Below are 16,751 nucleotides of genomic sequence, written 5' to 3'. Positions count from 1 at the left end.
GCCAAGACATTGAATAAACCTCGCTCGTTCAGAGCGGGCCGGTGAGACGATGCACATGCCATCGCGGTCGTGCCGCGGCGCCCAGACGCAGTCATCCAGCCAGCTCGCTTAGCGACGCAGCGCGCCGCCATTCGAAAACTAGACGGTGAGGCGGGTTTGTGGAGGCGGCGACTCCGGCCGCACCGGTTCGCTTACGAGCCGAACAGCGTCGCGGGTGAGATAAGATGCGGCGGCCGGGAATGGCGCGGCTTGCATCGAACCACCACCTGAAAGCGCCAGCGGCGGCAGGCAATTCATGGCGACAAGACAGTCGAGCGCCATGTCCGGGCAAGGCCCTTCGCGATCGGATTCATCCTGGCTGCCCATGCCGTGCTCAGCTGACGCTTGGGCCATTTCGGCGCATTCCGCCATCTCCGCCGGCTCGCTCCGCGGAACAGCCGCCTGAGCCGCAACCTGAACGAACAGGCCGAAGCTGAAACATATAAATGCCAAGGCGCGAAGAAATCTCACTCGAGGCAAATAGTCCGGCTACCAGCCAAGTGCAAGTCGGCCGACCGCCTGCGCCATGCGCTCGAACGCTTGCAGCCTTAAGTCTCTGTCAGCAGCAGCCGCCGCTCGCGGCTTAAAGCGTTGGTTCCGAAACCTCCCGCACGAGGTCGCCGGTTTCTTTCTTATCTGCGTGGCGGGCGATGTCCGCCTGCGAAACGATGCCGCAGCACTTTCCTTCGCGATCGACGACGGGAAGGCGGCGGATCTGGTTCGCCTCCATCTTGCTGCAGCATTCGTCCACGCTTGCCTCCGGCCCCACCGTCACGGGGGAAGCCGAGATGACTTCCTCGACCGGAGTGTCGGAACCCTTGCCCTGTGCGACGCAGCGGCAGGCGATGTCGCGATCGGTGACAACGCCGACGAGCGCGCCATCGTCGTCGACGACAGGGATTTCGCCGCAATCGTTATCAACCATGAGACTCGCTGCCTCTTTTACGCTGCTCGAACGCCGGCAGCATGCGGGATTAGCGGTCATTACGTCTTGCGCTTGCATGTCGTGTCTCCTGCTTTTCAGAAATTCGAGTTTGGATACGACAAGAGAATGAAGCGCCATCGCGCTCGGTTCCGGTTTGAAGGACAACCCGTTGGCCGTCTGCGGCGATTTATCCAGTCGCCCAGCGGATTCGGACCCTCACCTTGGACCGAAGCGCCAAGGTGTCCTCGAGACGAAGCACATGCCGAAGCCGGTCCCAAAAAGTCATGCCAGATATGAGGGGAAACAGGCCGTCAATCCGTAGCAGAAGGAACGGCCGCAGTCTCCGTGTGTGCTCAAGCCGCCAGCGCTATGGTATGAAGGGAAGACCGCGCGTCGCAGAAAGTCGGAGGAAGGATCACATCTTGAATGAAAGTTCCGACAGTCCTGTCGTAATCGTCACCGGTTCGAGCGGCTACATCGGCTCCTCGATCGTAAAAAGACTCGCAGCTCGCTATCGCGTGATCGGCTTCGATCGCGATGCGTCGCCGCACCCGCCGAAGGAAGCCGAGTGCGTCTGTGTCGATGTCACCGACCAGACGAGCATCGATGCGGCCTTCGAACGCGTGCGCATTGCCTATGGCGCCAGAATTGCGTCCTTCATCCATCTGGCCGCGTATTTCGATCTCACAGGCGAACCCAATTCCAAATATGACGAAGTGACGGTCAAGGGGACTGGCCGGCTGCTCGATGCGCTGCAGGATTTCGATATCGACCAGTTCGTGTTCGTCAGCACGATGCTGGTCCACGCGCCGGTCGAACGCGGCAAGCTGATTGATGAGGCCTCGCCACTTGATACGCATCTCCCCTACCGGGAATCGAAGGTCCGTACGGAGCAACTGATCCGCAAGCAGCGCGGCGACATCAATGCGGTCTTCGTACGGCCTGCGGGCGTCTACGACGACGAAGGCCATTCTGCGTTCCTCGCACAGCAGGTCGCACGCATCTACGAGAAGCGGCCCAGCGCGCGTGTCTATCCCGGCGATCTCGGCACCGGGCAGCCCTATCTGCATCTCGACGACCTGCTCGATGCATTAGAGCGGATCGTCGACCGCCGAGGCGACTTGCCGGAGGAATGGCCGGTCCTTCTCGGCGAAGACGACGTGATGTCGTACGGCGATCTGCAAAAGGCGCTGGGTCGCCTGATTCACGACGAGGACTGGACGACCCGCTCGGTCCCGAAGGGTTTGGCCAAGACGGGGGCCTGGGTCGAAAACGAAGTGCTCGGCGAGGAGGCCTTCATCCGTCCTTGGATGGTCGACATTTCGGACGATCACTACGAACTCGATCTCAGCAACGCGCGGGAAAAGCTGGACTGGACCCCGCAACACAAGCTGAGGACCACGCTTCCGCGGATCGTTGAAAGTCTGAAAGCCGACCCTGCAGCCTGGTATGGCGAAAACAAGCTCAACTCCGCACGCGTGGCCGGTAGCAATTTCGAGGAAGCCGACAATGCAAAGCCAACCCCGCTAAGCGAAAACGCTCTGGCGGACCATTCCAGCCACATGCGCAAGATGCACTTCAGCATGCTGTGGGTTCATTGGCTGACCATGGCGCTCGGCCTCTGGCTCGCGACCACACCCTTCGTCTTCGGAACCTTCGACCAGAGCGAATTCGACTCCGCGGTCATGCGTGTAACCGAGGACCGCAATCTCTGGGATCCGGCGCTGCGGAGCTGGCTGACAGCCTGGAACGATGTCGTGAGCGGCATCTTGATCATGGTCTTTGCGGCCATCTCGCTCTCGCCGCGCGGAGGCTGGGCGCAATGGGCGAACACCTGCATCGGCATCTGGCTGCTCGGCGCCCCGCTGCTGTTCTGGACGCCCGATGCGGCCGTCTATGCCAACGACACCTTCATCGGCGCGCTGGTGATCGCTTTCACCATCCTGGTGCCGATGATGCCGGGCATGGCGCCGGAGGGCATGATGGACGACAGCGACGTGCCGCCGGGCTGGACCTATTCGCCTTCGACCTATGTCCAGCGCATGCCGATCATTGCTCTTGGCGCCGTCGGGTTCTTCCTTTCACGCATTCTCACGGCGTATCAGCTTGGCCATATCGACGGCGTGTGGGAGCCCTTTTTCGCCTCGCCCATTGCGCTCAACGGCACCGAATACATCATCACTTCGGATGTATCCAAAGCCTGGCCGGTGGCCGACGGTGGTATCGGCGCGATGAGTTACATGTTCGAGATCCTGATGGGGGTGATGGGCGGCCGCGCTCGCTGGCGGACCATGCCGTGGATGGTGACGCTGTTCGGTATCGTCGTGGTGCCGCTGGGCGTGATCAGCATCTATTTCATCATCATCCAGCCGATCATGATCGGGACCTACTGCACGATCTGCCTCATGGCGGCCGCTGCGATGCTGATCATGATCCCCTACTCGCTCGATGAACTCGTCGCGATGGGTCAGTTCCTCGTTCTGAACACGCCGCGCGGGCGACCGTTCTGGCGTTCTTTTTTCCGCGGCGACGCGTTGCCGGGCGGTAGCAAGGACAAGCATCCCGGCTTCGATGCCCCGCTCGCGGCGATCGGCGGTTCGGCGGCGCGCGGGGTCACGGTCCCCTGGACATTGGCCATCAGTGTGCTGATCGGCGCTTTCCTCATGTTTTCAAGGCTCGTTCTCGGCACAGAACCACCACTGGCCGACAGCGACCATGTGGTGGGGGCGCTCGTCATCACGGTTGCGGTGATAGCGATGGCGGAAGTTGCAAGACCGCTGCGTTTTCTGAACGTAGCGTTTGGTCTCTGGCTGATGGCGGCTCCCTGGCTGATGGGCGGAGGCACAAGCTTCACGGGCAACATCGTCGGTACGGTACTCGGAGCATTGCTGATAGGACTGAGCCTGCCGAGAGGGCGCCGGAGCGACGAGCATTACGGGAGCTGGGACCGCTTCGTCGTCTAAGATGCTTGTATAAGCAGCGTAGGAACCGGGGATCGAACTCTCGGGCACTTGGCAGAACTTGAACAGGAGACACTGGCTCTGGACCGCAGCACCCGAGATCCACAACGAATGACCTGGCGCGGCGCGCATCCCGCTCTTTGGCTCGCCATATTCGGAGTGCTCATCGCGTTTGCGTGGGAAATGCTGCAACTTCCCTTCTATGAGACCGGCGATCTTAATCCTGCTGCGGCTGCGCGTCGCTGCGCTCTTGCAGCGCTGGGCGATGCCGGAATCATGGTGGCAGCGTATCTCGGGGCTTCGATCGGCAGCGGAAAGACTCCCTGGCTGCTCGCGTGGCCGGTTTCCCGCTTCGTAGCCTATCTGATCATTGGCCTCAGCGTCACGGCGGCCATTGAGATGCTGGCCGTGCGAAGCGACTGGGGGTGGACCTACAGTCCGGCCATGCCGCTCGTGCCCATCTTAGATATAGGTGCGGTCCCGGTGGCCATGTGGATCATCGTTCCTACGGTGGCACTGTGGATGACGCGCAGGATGGGAGTGAACTAGGGACTCGGCGTCGCTTTTGTCGTTTTTTGCAACGCGCCACCCATGGCTGCTGCACGCCGCATCAGAGGAAACACATCGCGACACGGCGCCGATCCAAAGTAATCGTTCGGGCGACAAGCCTGCGCGCGCAGATTAGCACCGGGCAAGCTCGCACCGATGTACCGAGCGCCGCCATTCATCTTCTTGACTAGGCTTGCATCGCGGCAGCTCTTCGCTGGCCTCCGCTGCTCCGAAACCCGAAAAACAGGATTCCTGCGGTGATCACCTGCGCAGCAATCGGCTCGACGGCTGGATAGAACCCAATCAAATCGACCCGTGGGAGACCTTCGAGGAGGGTTACGCCCAGCATCCCCGCTTCTTGAAGCGCGCCAATTCCCTTGCCGGCGAGTACTACGGCGAGGACTGCGACCAGCCACGCACTGTACCTGAAGAACTGTGTAATTGGGAGTTTCCGGCTGTAGCGGAGCATGATCCAGGCGAGGACCGCGAGGACGACGAGTGCTGACAGCGCACCGGCAAGAATGGTCCCGCTGTTCTGAGGATTCCACAAGGCCGCGTAGAACAGGATCGTCTCGAATACCTCGCGGTAGACCACCACGAAGGCGAGCCCGAACAGGAACCAGGCAGACCGGCGCGAAAGAGCCTTACCCATCTTTTCCTGAATGTACCGCCGCCACTCGTCGGCCTGGCTTTTCCCGTGCATCCAGATGCCGACCGAAACGAGCACCACGGCCGCCAGTAGCGCGCCGAACCCTTCGGTAAGCTCACGGCTGGCGCCGCTTATGGTCACGAAATAGGTCGCAGCAGCCCAAGTCGCCACACCGGCGAGCAGGGCAGAAATCCACCCGCCGTGGACGTAGGGCATGACCTCGGTTCGCTCCGACTTCCGGACAAACGCGATCATCGCTATCACCACCAGCAGCGCCTCGAGCCCCTCGCGCAGCAGGATCGTGAAGGCGCCGAGGAACGTCGAAATGTCTGTCGCCGCTTCGGGCGACAAGGCGGTCTCCGCCCGGTCCAGCAGTGGATCTATCTCCATGAGCTCGCTGCGTAGGTCCGCCGGCGGAACACCCGAGTTGATGCTCGCGCGAAAGCCGCTAAGCGCTTGCTCAACCTGCAGCATCAGATCTCCGTCCCGGGTAGACAGAACCGCCTCAAGCGGTTCGAACCCGTCGAGATAGGCGGAAAGGGCGAGTTCGTTGGCTTGCGCGCGGTCCCCACGCCCGTACGCGGCAAGGCTTTCCTGGAGTTTCTGGCGCACGAAATCCAGTGACCCCGAGCCTTCGGCCGTCTCCATAACCTGCGGATTGGCTCGCAAGTAAGCCATGACGGCAAATGCCCGGTCCTCCCCGATCTGCTGCGCCAACGCCGCTGGCGTCAAGGCGACCAGCGCTTCGAGATCGGGTACGAGACGGCGGATCTCGGCGTTCTCCTCCCAGATGCGCTGGCCTTCTGCTTCGTGCGGGAAGGCTATGCCGCCAGCGTAGAGGGCCAGCGCCCATCGGTCCTGATCCGGGAGGGAAGCAAAGCTCGGCATGGTCGTGCCTTCAAGACCCTGGGTGATGACCTGGTAGAGCCCGAACGCGCTGCGCTCCCGCGCGCGCTCCTGATCGGTGAAGTCGATCGGAGGGGGATCGATGTTCATCAGCTGCGACGGCGGAGACTCGCCAGCCGATCCGTGGCACGCGGCGCAGTTCTGGGCGAACAAAGTTGTTGCACGCGTCAGGTCAGGCGCCTCGCTGGGGGCGAGCGGGACCGGGTGTTCCGCGAGCAGGGCGGCGGCAAGACTACGCGCCAGTTGTGCGACTTCGCCGGCCGGCCGCTTGGCCGCAATGGCTTCCCTCAATTCTCTGGCGCGTTCTTGGAGAATGCTCTTGTTCCGACTGGCCGGAAGGCTGCCGATCCGCTCGGCGACCGACGCAGAGAACTCGATCATCTCGTCGTATTCGAACTGGTTGGACACCTTACCGTCGGTAACCGCTGCGCCGTAGTCGACAGCCACATAGTCAAGCATTCGCCAAGTAGTCGCGACTCCCGGTGCGCCAGCGCGCGCTGCGCCAGAAGCCACAACGCTTAGGAGGAGAACAACGATGAGGACAAGCACTCGGCCATTGCGGCCCCAGGAAGGCAAACTGCGATCGGGCATGGAAAGCTCTTATAAAAGATGCGACTGATAATCAATTGCAAAATGGGCGGCCAAAGCCAAGTTCACGCAGCTGCGGTCCAGCCGGCGCAACTCCGCGTACGAGCTGTTCGCCAAAGTCCCGGCGCGGTCGCTATCGGCGGCTTGTAACTGTCAATCTCGCATGGTTGTTGGTACGAAAAGACACGATCCTCGCACGTGTCGCAGCGCAGACGAGTTGCAGGTTCAGGCTCCGGCGCGAAGGGTCTATTGAGCCCTCATCGTTCCTCCGCAAGCTCCCGCCTGGCGCCACGGATGATCTCCCAGGCCGAGTGAAGGAAGATGACGGCGATGATGGCTGCGACGATTAGATCCGGCCAAGCGCTCTGCAGCCAGTAGACCAGGCCGGCGGCTATGACGACCGCGACATTGTTGATCGCATCGTTGCGCGAGAACAGCCAAATTGCTCGCGCTTGGGCATCGCCGCTATCCCGGAAGCGGGCCAGGACGAGAGCAGCCGTGACGTTAACAGCCAGAGCCGCGATCCCGATGCCGCCCATCAGCTCCGCTTCGGGCGCGACGGCGTTCATCGCGCGCCATGCGGCCATCCCGAGCACCCATACACCGAGCAACGCGAGGAATACGCCTTGGGTGAGCGCAACCTTCGCGCGAGTGGACGCGGCCCAGGCCAGCGCGAGCAGCCCGATAAAGGTGATCGACCCGTCGCCCAGGAAATCGAGCGAATCCGCCTTCAGTGCCTGGCTATTCGCAAGGAAGCCGCCAAACAGTTCAATGATCCCGAACCCGGCATTGAGGATGACGACAATCCAGAGCGCGCGGCGATAGGCGGGATCGACGGCAGCTCTATTTGTATCCCCGTGGCAGCCGCAGCCGGTTTCTCCTTTCGATTCTGTCATGACGCCTCTCTAGAACCTCCAGTCACTGGAGGAGCAAGCCTCTTTTGCAACGCAGGTCCTACTTTGAGGCGAAACAGGCTGATCTCCCCCGTCGGCGTGCGGACGACCCGGCGCGGGCGGCCGCTGTCAGGCTCGAGATCAGCGAGGATCGCTTCCATTGCTCCGCGAGCGTTCGGTTCTGTGTTCTCAAACCCGTCCAAGCGCTGCACCAAGCCGAACAATGCGCGCATGAGTCTGGAGCGCTGTCGCGCATAGTCGGCGATATGGACTTCGCCGCCGGATCTTACCGCACCGACCATGGCTGCGATCCCGCGCCTCTTTTCCTCCATTGGCACTTGATGGAAGACAAGGCTCGAGACGACCTTTGTGAAGGGGTCGCCATATCGATCCGCTTCATGCGCGAACGCCTGCCGCCACTCGATCTCGATGCCCGCTGCAGATGCCTTGCCGGCGGCGATCTCCAGCACCGCGGGATCCGGATCTAGTCCGACAACTCGTGCGTTCGGCACCGCCTCCTTGACGAGCAAAGCGAACGTCCCGGTGCCGCAGCCGACGTCCAGGATCACATCGTCCCCGGAGGGAGCGAGCTGGTCGAGCAGGGCTGAGCGCCATGTCTTTTCGCGCGTGAGCAGCCTGATGGCGAGATCGTATGCGCCGGTCAGTTTTGGCCGGCCCAGTGCCGGCGTGAAGTTCGTGGGGTCCATCCGGCCTTCCTGACGATTGACTCAAGAAGGCACAGGATACATCCTCCAGTCACTGGAGGATCAAGACTTATGGCGATGCTGATGATCGGCGAGCTGGCGAGGCGCACTGGCGTCAAGGTCAACACCATCCGCTTTTACGAGGATATCGCCTTGATGCCGAAGGCGGCGCGTACCGATTCCGGCCGCCGCACCTATAGCGAAGCGGATGTAAAGCGCCTGAAGTTCATACGGAACGGGCGTGACCTTGGTTTTTCAACGGAGGAGCTGAAGTCACTGATTGCTCTCTCGGAGCACCCGGACCTCGATTGCGGAGCGGCGGCTGCGATCGCACGCCGTCATCTTCTCGCTGTAGAAGCGAGGATGTCTCGTCTGATGCTGATGCGGCGTGAGCTGGAGAGAGTGGCCGCCAACTGCGACGGCGGCCGCATGGCCGATTGCCAGGTCATCGGTGCCATCGCGGAGGCCCCATCACATTGAGCATCGAACGATCCGCTTCGCTTGGCGATTTCGCGGTCAGGCACTATTCTTCAGCCACCTAGATTGCCGGCGCTTTCCTGTCCGAAATTGACATATCGACCGCCAGTTGATCTCTCTTACCATGCATCCAGGCCTTTGCAGGTTTCGAGAAGCGACCTTCGGCGCTGGCTATGGTCTGGCGCGCGAAGCACTCAAGCTCTCTACAATTCGGCAATCGCCGATACGGTCCGCCTCACAGGATTGTAGCAACTGGCCTAATTCCTCACGCAGCGCGGTCAGATCGGCGATCTTGCTGTCGACCTCACTCAGCTGTTGCCGGACAAGCTGGTCGACATTCTCGCAGGGCTTGTCGTCGTGATCGGACAACGCCAGCAATTCACGCACCTGCGCCATGCTGAAGCCGAGCGCGCGGGCCCGCCGAACGAACGTCAGCGTCGCCAAATGCTCGTCGGAGTAGTCGCGATAGTTGCTGTCGGTGCGGTCCGCGGCAGGCAGGATCCCTGCGCGCTCGTAATAGCGGATCGTCTCCGCCTTGGTGCCGGTTGCTTGCGCCAGTTCGCCGATACGCATGGCTTGACCTTGTAGCTGCTACAAGGTGCATATGTCCCTGCGACTCGAACGTTGCAAGGAGAGCGGCATGGGCAAGTCCTGCTGCCAGACGACAGATACCGACCCGAGCGCGCACAACAATCCGCGCTGGCGGCTGATCCTGTGGATCGCTCTGATAGCGAACGCCGGAATGTTTGTGGTGGAGATCGTCGCGGGTATCGCAGCCGATTCCCGCGCGCTCCAGGCCGATGCGCTCGACTTCTTCGGCGATGCAGCCAACTATGCGATCAGTCTCGGTGTTGCGGGCATGGCTCTGGCCTGGCGAGCGAAAGCGGCATTGCTCAAAGCCGCCACGATGCTCGCCTTCGGCCTGTGGGTGATCGGCTTTGCGATCTATGGCCTGGCTGTCGGCTCGAGCCCGGAGCCGCAGACGATGGGACTGATCGGCACGCTGGCGCTGCTCGTCAATGCGGCGGTCGCGCTGCTGCTGTTCCGATATCGCGAAGGCGACGCAAACATGCGTTCTGTCTGGATCTGCTCGCGCAACGATGCGCTCGGCAACATCGCCGTGCTTGCCGCCGCGCTGGGCGTGTTCGGCACCGGGCAGGCGTGGCCCGACTTGCTTGTCGCCGGCATCATGGCCGGCCTCGCCATCTGGGGCAGCAGCGAAGTCTTCACACAGGCGCGCCGGGAGCTGGCGCAGGGCTGACAGTGGCCGAGCGCGCATGAGCTCGTTTTGGCTGCTCCATAGACGCCGCTACAGCAGGCTCAATTAGCGCTCGGTGCTCCTCGACGCTGAGCGGGCGGAAACAGCTGATCGTTAAGTTCGCGTGGAGAGCACGTCTCAGCTGCTCACGCTCCGCCTCCCGATCCTTGAAACGGCTGCACCCAGAACACGACTACCGCGACGAACGCTGCGTAGGCCGCGGCGAAGCCGAAGATCGTCCAGCGATGGAATCCCCTCGCCCGCTCGCCCGAAAAGTGGATGAACATCGCATAGAGTACCGGCATCAGCGCGACGAACGCCAGACTGACCCAGAAGAGGCGGAAATCCTCGATCGGCGTGCCGATGATCGTGAGCGGTATAAAGGCGAGCGTCATCGTCACCGCATGATCGCCAATCACGCTGGTGCTGGCCGAGGTGACCTGGCCGGAGCGGGCGACGCTCCAAGTTGCGAAGACCTCCGGCAAGGCTGCGACAGTGGCAGTGATGAAGAGGCCCCCCACCACATTGGGGATGCCCAGTGCGCTGATGATCTTCTCGCTGGAGAAAACGGTGAAATAGGCACCGACTGCAAGAGCGCTGACGCCTGCGATCGCCATCCACCGTTCCTTGCGGCTCCAATCGACGTTCTCGCCTTGCTCGCGGCCGCGCACCAGAGCTTGGACGAGGTAGGCCAGATAGGCGATCAGCAGCAGCCAGCCATCGATCGGTTGCAGGCCCCGCCACGCGGCGGGCAGCGTCAGCAGAGCGAAGGCGGCAAGGATGCCGAGATAAGGAAGCGCCTGGACGGTGACGGCATCCTCATCGACTGCAACATAGTGCTTTCGCCGGTGCTCTTCGTGATCCTTGCTCCCTGTTTCCTTCAAGCCGGACTTGCGGGTGGCAAGGTAGGCAGTCGCCACCATCAGCGGGATGGCGAGGACGTTCGAGCCGAGCATAGCGCCCAGTCCGATCTCGGAGACGCCGCGCGCCGCACTCGTGAGATTGATGCCGATTTCCGGCGAAGCTGCGGCGATGCCCAGAAAGGAGCCACCCGCGGCAACCGAGAAGCCCCACTGCTTGCGAAGCTTTTTGAGGGGCCCAGACAGCCGTTCCGCGCCCCAGTGCGCTGCCCACACGGCGGCTAGAAGAACCCCTGCCCAGACCGCTGTCATTTTTTCCAGAAACCGCGGTGTTTGGTGCCCCTCTCCTCGTGAATGTCCATGTGCGCATCGCGGAGGATCTCGATGCCGCCATAAAGCGCAATACAGGCAACTGCGATGCCGACAACAAGATCGGGCCAGTTGGCACCGGTGAAAAGCACGACGACGCCGGCAATGATGATGCCGCCGTTGGCCACGAAATCGTTGAAACTGAAGGTAGTGGCCGCGCGCAGGTTCACGTCGCGGTTCTGCAGTTTCTTAAGCAGGTAGAGCGAAAGAAGGTTCACAATCGCTGCGATGGCAGCCATCGCCATCATCATTACGCCGGCAGGCTCCGATCCTTCGAGGAAACGGCGTATGGCATCGAGCACGACGCCGACCGCAAAGATCAGGAGCATGAAACCGGAAACGCGCGCCGCCCCGCGCTTCCAAACTCGCGAGCGGGTGAGGGCAAATAAGGTCAGCCCATAGACCACCGCGTCGGACGTATTATCGAGGCCGTTCGCAATCAGCGCGTTGGAATCCCCTATCGCGCCGGTGATGAAGAAGCCGACTGCGATGGCGACGTTGAGCCAAAGGACGATCCACAGGGTACGGCGCTTGTCGGCGGAGCCGAGATCGAGGTCGGTTTCGCTCATTCGATTTTCCCCTCACCTTTGGCACCGGTCCGCGCCCAGCGTTCGGCGCGCCCTCCGGCATCCGGATCGAAACAGCGCATTTCGGCCGGCGGGAAGAGAACGTCGGATAGTTTGGTGGCCCATCCGTGCCAGTCTCTTGTGCCGATGATGGCGATACGGCCGAACTGGTCCTTGTGCTTCACGTCGAAGCGGAGGTCGCGCCAGATTCCGCCAAGGTCCCATCCCAAGAAATCCGGCCCGAGCTCGATGACCATTGGGACCGCTCCCTGCTCTTGCGCAGCAATGCGCTCGAACAGGGGTACGAAGCGGTCGTAGTCCGAGCTTTCAAGGGTTCCGCCGGCTTTAACGCGGATCAGCCCAGTCTCTTCTTCGGTCTCCAGCACAATAACCTCTTCGGTCCGATTCTTTGAGGCCCCTCTTCTTCATGTAACCTCTCGCAATTCGTCGCGTTCCTCCCCCGTGACATTGCGGCGCAAGCGATCCCACCACTTCTCGCGCCAGCTGAGATCGTCGTCGGAACGGTGCAGCACGAGCCGCGCAATCGCCGGCAGGACGAACAAGGTGAGGATCGTCGCAGTGATCAGCCCGCCAATGACGACGGTGGCCAGCGGACGCTGCACTTCGGCACCGGTTCCGGTCGCGATCGCCATCGGCACGAAGCCAAGCGACGCGACCAGCGCGGTCATCAGCACGGGGCGCATGCGTGCCAGGGCACCGTCCTCGATCGCCTCATCAAGTTCCATGCCCCTCTCGAGACGCTGCCGGATCGCAGTCATCATCACCAAGCCGTTGAGCACCGCCACGCCCGAAAGCGCGATGAAGCCTACTGCAGCCGATACCGAGAACGGCAGTCCCCGCAAAGCAAGTGCAAAGATGCCGCCCGCCAAGGCCATGGGAATGGCACTGAACACCGCCAGGGCAGGAACCCAGCCGCCGAGAGCCATGAACAGCAGAAGCAGAACGAGAGCGAAGCACACGGGCACGACGATAGCGAGCCGCGCCTGGGCCGCCTGCAAGTTTTGGTACTGGCCACCCCATTCGATGAACGCGGCAGGTGGTATATCGACCTGGGCAGCGACGCTTTCCTGAGCTTCCTCGACAAACGAACCGAGATCGCGCTCGCGCACGTTGGCCGAGACGATCACCAGCCGGCGTCCCTGTTCACGGCGCACTTCAGCCAGACCGTCGACCACGCGGAAATCGGCCAGCGCCCGCAGTGGAACTGTGACGCCGTTTTCGAGGACGATCGGAAGGGCCCCGAGCTGGTCGAAATCGTCACGCGCGGCGGCTTTCAGACGAACGATAACCTCGAACCTGCGATCGCCTTCGAAGACCAGACCAGCAGGCCGCCCGCCGAGTGCGATGGCAACGGACTGGGCGACATCTTCTACCGTCAGGCCATATCGGGCAATGGTCGGGCGGTCGAAGGCGATGTCAAGCGTTGGAAAGCCCGTGACCTGTTGCACTCGTACATCGGCCGCGCCCTCGGTCTCCCGCAGTATGTCAGCGACATCGTCAGCCGCAGCAGTCAATTGTGTAAGGTCATCACCATAGATTTTAACTGCGAGGTCGCTACGGCTTCCTGCAATCAACTCGTTGAAACGCATCTCGATCGGCTGAGTGAACTCATAAAGATTGCCGACCAAGCCGTTAAGAGCGTCCTCAAGCTCGGCAACAAGTTGTTCCTTGTTTTTGGACGGCTCGGGCCAGTCTTCGCGTGGTTTGAGAATCACGAAGCCATCGGATATGTTTGGCGGCATAGGATCACTCGCGACTTCAGCTGTGCCGGTTTTGGAGAAAACCAACGCCACTTCGGGGAACTGCACGATCCGCTTCTCGACCTGACGTTGCATGTCCACCGAGCGCTCTGTCGGGGTTGAGGGAATGCGTATGGACTGAATCAACAGATCCCGCTCGTCGAGTTGCGGGGTGAACTCGCTGCCGAGAAAACTGAATATGAACGCCGCCAAGGCGAATATACCGACGCTGGTGCCGATCACCGGCCAGGGTCGTGCAATGGCTTTGCGCAGCGCCGGGCGGTAGCGCTCCTTGGCGAGCCGGATCGGCTTTACCTCCGTCTCGGTAAGCTTCTTGTTGAGCAGCACCGCGATCATCGCCGGCACGAAGGTCAGCGACAGCACGAAAGCCGAGGCAAGCGCGAGCATCATCGTGATCGCCATCGGCGAGAACGTCTTGCCCTCGACGCCGGTAAAGGTGAGCAGTGGTGCAAAGACGAGAAAAATGATTGCCTGCCCGTAGACGGTCGGTTTGATCATTTCCTGCGCCGCAAGGCGTGTTTCAACCAGCCGTTCACCCAAGGTTAGCAGACGCCCCTCGTGATGCTGTCGCGCCGCCAGACGTGCGACACTGTTCTCGACGATAATGACGGCACCATCGACGATCAGACCGAAATCCAGCGCCCCGAGGCTCATCAAATTACCGGAGACCCCCAGCCGGTTCATGCCGATGGCCGCCATGAGCATCGATATCGGGATGACCAGGGCTGTGATGATGGCTGCGCGGATGTTGCCAAGCAAAAGGAACAGCACAGCGATGACCAGCAATGCGCCTTCGAGCAGGTTCTTTTCGACCGTCGCGATCGTCGCGTCGACGAGCGAAGACCGGTTGTAGACGATCTCGGCAACCACACCCTCCGGAAGCGACGCGCGAACGTCCTCGAGCCGCTCGGCAGCGCCGGCTGCGACGGTCCGGCTGTTCTCGCCCGCACGCATCAGCACGGTGCCAACGACAGCCTCTTCGCCGTTCAGTGAGGCCGCGCCGGTTCGAAGGTCGCCCCCAATTTCGACATCGGCCACATCGCCGATTCGGATAGGCACACCCTCGCGCGTGGCGACCACTGCTTCTTCGATGTCGGCAATGCTGCCGAGCCTCGCGTCTAACCGAACGAGAAGAGCCTCGTCCGCACGATCCACGAAGTTCGCGCCCGCTGCAAGATTGGCAGCCTCAAGTGCATCGATCAGTGAATCGAAAGACAGGCCATAACCGGTAAGGCGAGCCGGATCGGGTTGAACGAGGAACTGCTTCTCGAAGCCGCCGATGGAATCGACCCCCGCCACCCCATCGATCGAACGCATCAGCGGTGCCACGACCCAGTCCTGCACGGTCCGCAGATAGGCCGCCTTGGCGATCTCGCTTTCGAGCCGGTCGCCGCGTTCGGTGATAAAGCTGCCATCTGACTGCCAGCCGGTACGGCCGCCGGGGGTGGCACCGCGCCCTCCGGGATGCTCGTATTCAATTGTATACATCAAGACTTCGCCGAGTCCCGTCGAGATCGGCCCCATCGCAGGCTCGGCGCCTTCGGGCAGCGTAGCACCGATAGGCGCGAGGCGTTCGTTCACCTGTTGCCGGGCGAAATAGAGGTCGGTCCCTTCCTCGAAGATCGCGGTGACCTGGCTGAAGCCGTTGCGCGAGATCGAGCGGGTCATCTCCAGGCCCTCTATCCCGGCGAGCCCAGTCTCGATGGGAAAGGTCACCTGTGTCTCCACCTGCGAAGGCGAAAGAGCAGGCGCAGTGGTATTGATCTGCACCTGTGTGTTGGTGATGTCTGGAACCGCGTCGATCGGTAGTCGCAGCAGATTGAACGCGCCATTAATGGCCGCGAGCCCGGTGAGAGCGATAATCGCCCAGCGAAAGCGCACGGCGACATCAAGAACTATCCCGATCAAACCGTGGCGGTGGCCGCCCTCTCCTGATGGCGTCGAACTGTGATCAGTCGTCATCTTCGACGTTCTCCTTCTCGAGTTCGGCCTTCAGCAGGAAGGCATTGTCGCTGGCGATCCGCCAACCGGGCTGGAGACCGGAAAGGATGGTCACCATTCCGGCGGACCGGCTGCCTGTGGCCACTTCACGCGCCTGGAAGCCGCGCTGTGTGCGCACGAAAACGACATCGCGCCCTTCGAGCACTTGCACGGCGTCCTCTGGAACCGCGATGCGGCTCTGATCGACTTCGCCGGACGGGCGAATGCGTGCCTGGAGGAAAGCGCCAGGTTGAAGACCCGGTATTGCTCGCGTCAGACTGAGCACGGCGGTAGCACTGCGGCTTTCCGTATCGAGCGAAGGGGTGACCGAGCGCACGCGCGCACCGATCTCGCGGCCATCGCCGACGATCAGCGCCGCCTCGTCGCCCGGTTGGATGCGCGCCGCATCTTCCGAAGGCAACGCCACCTCGATCTGCAGGCCGTTTGGATTGACCACGCGGTAGAGTTCTTCACCAGCATCGACGAAAGAGCCGAGCACGATCGGAGCTGCTGTCACGCGGCCTGAAAGCGGGCTTGTTACGGCGAGCGAACGGCCATCGCCGCTGACACCAGCGGCGGCGACCGCGGCCTGGGCGCGGTTCAGTTCGGACCGGGCAACATCGAGATTGGCGCGGGCGGCCTCCAGGTCCTGCCGTGCGGTTACATTGGCCTCGAACAGGCGGCGCTCGCGCTCATAGGCGGCCGAAAGCTCGGTAACGCGCGCGCGGGCAGTACTCAGTTGCGAGGCGAGCGCTGCAGCATCGGCGCTTTCGATGCGTGCCACTGTTTCCCCCTGACGGACATAATCGCCGAGCGTCTTGCCGATGCTGCGCACGACGCCCGATGCCCGTGCATCGATCCGCGCGCTCGCGGTGGGGCTCGCCGCGACGGTGGCTGGAAAGACGAGTTCGACCGCGGCGCCTGTCTGGACAGTGGCAAGCTCGATTTCCGCGGTGCGGATCTGCTCTTCGGTGAGCAGGACCAGTCCTTCAGGCTGCTCCGCTTCGCCGCCTTCTTCTCCTGCGTGCGCTTCGCCCTCGGCGTAGGTTTCAGCTTCGCTGTCAGGCCAGAGCAACATCAGCAGCGCTGCAGCGAGAATGGCAATCCCGGCGATGATCGCCATTTTTCTGCGGTTCATGGAGATATTCCTCATTGTGCGGCCAGTCTGATTGTTCCCCGTCAGCACCCATGGCACAGATTTGAGGTTGTAATTAAGGAGGGTTTGGGCTTCGTCGTAGTGACGAAGG

At 62.0% G+C, this 16,751-nt stretch carries 15 protein-coding genes; 4 read left to right on the top strand and 11 right to left on the bottom strand.

The annotated features are described in order from the left end of the window. Positions 1 to 138 precede the first annotated feature (138 nt). Entirely contained in the window at positions 139 to 510 is a 372-nt protein-coding gene (locus Q0897_RS11635; RefSeq protein WP_299309624.1) for a hypothetical protein, read from the bottom strand. A gap of 112 nt (positions 511 to 622) precedes the next feature. Continuing rightward, positions 623 to 1,102 (bottom strand): CBS domain-containing protein, encoded by a 480-nt coding sequence (locus Q0897_RS11630; RefSeq protein WP_299309623.1) that lies wholly within the window; start codon positions 1,100 to 1,102, stop codon positions 623 to 625. An 83-nt stretch (positions 1,103 to 1,185) separates the two neighbouring features. Here Q0897_RS11630 and Q0897_RS11625 point away from each other — a divergent pair, with 83 nt between their 5' ends. Together Q0897_RS11625 and Q0897_RS11620 are read left to right on the top strand one after the other, a co-directional pair. Continuing rightward, the gene (locus Q0897_RS11625) at positions 1,186 to 3,927 is read left to right on the top strand and encodes an NAD-dependent epimerase/dehydratase family protein (RefSeq protein ID WP_299309622.1); all 2,742 of its coding nucleotides are present in this window, start codon (positions 1,186 to 1,188) and stop codon (positions 3,925 to 3,927) included. A gap of 48 nt (positions 3,928 to 3,975) precedes the next feature. Beyond that, on the top strand, positions 3,976 to 4,473 hold the full coding sequence (locus Q0897_RS11620) for a hypothetical protein (protein WP_299309621.1): 498 nt from the start codon (positions 3,976 to 3,978) through the stop codon (positions 4,471 to 4,473). Positions 4,474 to 4,660: 187 nt separating this feature from the next. Here Q0897_RS11620 and Q0897_RS11615 read toward each other — a convergent pair whose 3' ends face one another. From Q0897_RS11615 to Q0897_RS11605, 3 genes are all read right to left on the bottom strand, one after another. Next, complete coding sequence (locus tag Q0897_RS11615) at positions 4,661 to 6,475, bottom strand: FTR1 family protein (protein WP_299309620.1); 1,815 nt, start codon at positions 6,473 to 6,475, stop codon at positions 4,661 to 4,663. A 398-nt stretch (positions 6,476 to 6,873) separates the two neighbouring features. Then, positions 6,874 to 7,512, bottom strand: coding sequence for a cation transporter (locus tag Q0897_RS11610; protein ID WP_299309619.1), 639 nt, complete (start codon positions 7,510 to 7,512; stop codon positions 6,874 to 6,876). Further along, complete coding sequence (locus Q0897_RS11605; RefSeq protein WP_299309618.1) at positions 7,509 to 8,216, bottom strand: class I SAM-dependent methyltransferase; 708 nt, start codon at positions 8,214 to 8,216, stop codon at positions 7,509 to 7,511. Before Q0897_RS11605 ends, Q0897_RS11610 begins: the two co-directional genes overlap by 4 nt. 75 nt (positions 8,217 to 8,291) lie before the next feature. Between Q0897_RS11605 and Q0897_RS11600 the strand changes: the two genes are divergently transcribed. Continuing rightward, on the top strand, positions 8,292 to 8,693 hold the full coding sequence (locus Q0897_RS11600; protein WP_299309738.1) for a helix-turn-helix domain-containing protein: 402 nt from the start codon (positions 8,292 to 8,294) through the stop codon (positions 8,691 to 8,693). Positions 8,694 to 8,861: 168 nt separating this feature from the next. Here the strand turns inward: Q0897_RS11600 and Q0897_RS11595 are convergent, their stop codons facing one another. Then, positions 8,862 to 9,263 (bottom strand): helix-turn-helix domain-containing protein, encoded by a 402-nt coding sequence (locus Q0897_RS11595; protein ID WP_299309617.1) that lies wholly within the window; start codon positions 9,261 to 9,263, stop codon positions 8,862 to 8,864. A 67-nt stretch (positions 9,264 to 9,330) separates the two neighbouring features. Here Q0897_RS11595 and Q0897_RS11590 point away from each other — a divergent pair, with 67 nt between their 5' ends. Continuing rightward, on the top strand, positions 9,331 to 9,951 hold the full coding sequence (locus Q0897_RS11590) for a cation transporter (protein WP_299309616.1): 621 nt from the start codon (positions 9,331 to 9,333) through the stop codon (positions 9,949 to 9,951). A 143-nt stretch (positions 9,952 to 10,094) separates the two neighbouring features. Here the strand turns inward: Q0897_RS11590 and Q0897_RS11585 are convergent, their stop codons facing one another. From Q0897_RS11585 to Q0897_RS11565, 5 genes are all read right to left on the bottom strand, one after another. Continuing rightward, positions 10,095 to 11,120: a hypothetical protein gene (locus Q0897_RS11585; protein ID WP_299309615.1), complete on the bottom strand. Its 1,026-nt coding sequence runs from the start codon at positions 11,118 to 11,120 to the stop codon at positions 10,095 to 10,097. Beyond that, positions 11,117 to 11,746, bottom strand: coding sequence for a cation diffusion facilitator family transporter (locus tag Q0897_RS11580; protein WP_299309614.1), 630 nt, complete (start codon positions 11,744 to 11,746; stop codon positions 11,117 to 11,119). Before Q0897_RS11580 ends, Q0897_RS11585 begins: the two co-directional genes overlap by 4 nt. Continuing rightward, the gene (locus Q0897_RS11575; RefSeq protein ID WP_299309613.1) at positions 11,743 to 12,129 is read right to left on the bottom strand and encodes an STAS/SEC14 domain-containing protein; all 387 of its coding nucleotides are present in this window, start codon (positions 12,127 to 12,129) and stop codon (positions 11,743 to 11,745) included. Before Q0897_RS11575 ends, Q0897_RS11580 begins: the two co-directional genes overlap by 4 nt. 39 nt (positions 12,130 to 12,168) lie before the next feature. Continuing rightward, entirely contained in the window at positions 12,169 to 15,432 is a 3,264-nt protein-coding gene (locus Q0897_RS11570) for a CusA/CzcA family heavy metal efflux RND transporter (protein ID WP_299309737.1), read from the bottom strand. Positions 15,433 to 15,475: 43 nt separating this feature from the next. Then, a partial coding sequence (locus tag Q0897_RS11565) for an efflux RND transporter periplasmic adaptor subunit (protein ID WP_299309612.1) occupies positions 15,476 to 16,751 on the bottom strand: 1,276 nt, incomplete at its 5' end.

It is taken from the genome of uncultured Croceicoccus sp., from assembly GCF_947496385.1.
Lineage (GTDB): Bacteria > Pseudomonadota > Alphaproteobacteria > Sphingomonadales > Sphingomonadaceae > Croceicoccus.
Note: the sequence above shows the minus strand (reverse complement) of the source record. Positions and strands in the feature narration are given on the sequence as shown.

Excerpts from the sequence above, each read along its gene's own strand:
- Q0897_RS11630 (WP_299309623.1), bottom strand. The coding sequence starts at position 1,102 with ATGGCGCTTCATTCTCTTGTCGTATCCAAACTCGAATTTCTGAAAAGC.
- Q0897_RS11610 (WP_299309619.1), bottom strand. The coding sequence starts at position 7,512 with ATGACAGAATCGAAAGGAGAAACCGGCTGCGGCTGCCACGGGGATACA.
- Q0897_RS11605 (WP_299309618.1), bottom strand. The coding sequence starts at position 8,216 with ATGGACCCCACGAACTTCACGCCGGCACTGGGCCGGCCAAAACTGACC.
- Q0897_RS11600 (WP_299309738.1), top strand. The coding sequence starts at position 8,292 with ATGCTGATGATCGGCGAGCTGGCGAGGCGCACTGGCGTCAAGGTCAAC.
- Q0897_RS11595 (WP_299309617.1), bottom strand. The coding sequence starts at position 9,263 with ATGCGTATCGGCGAACTGGCGCAAGCAACCGGCACCAAGGCGGAGACG.
- Q0897_RS11590 (WP_299309616.1), top strand. The coding sequence starts at position 9,331 with ATGGGCAAGTCCTGCTGCCAGACGACAGATACCGACCCGAGCGCGCAC.
- Q0897_RS11585 (WP_299309615.1), bottom strand. The coding sequence starts at position 11,120 with ATGACAGCGGTCTGGGCAGGGGTTCTTCTAGCCGCCGTGTGGGCAGCG.
- Q0897_RS11580 (WP_299309614.1), bottom strand. The coding sequence starts at position 11,746 with ATGAGCGAAACCGACCTCGATCTCGGCTCCGCCGACAAGCGCCGTACC.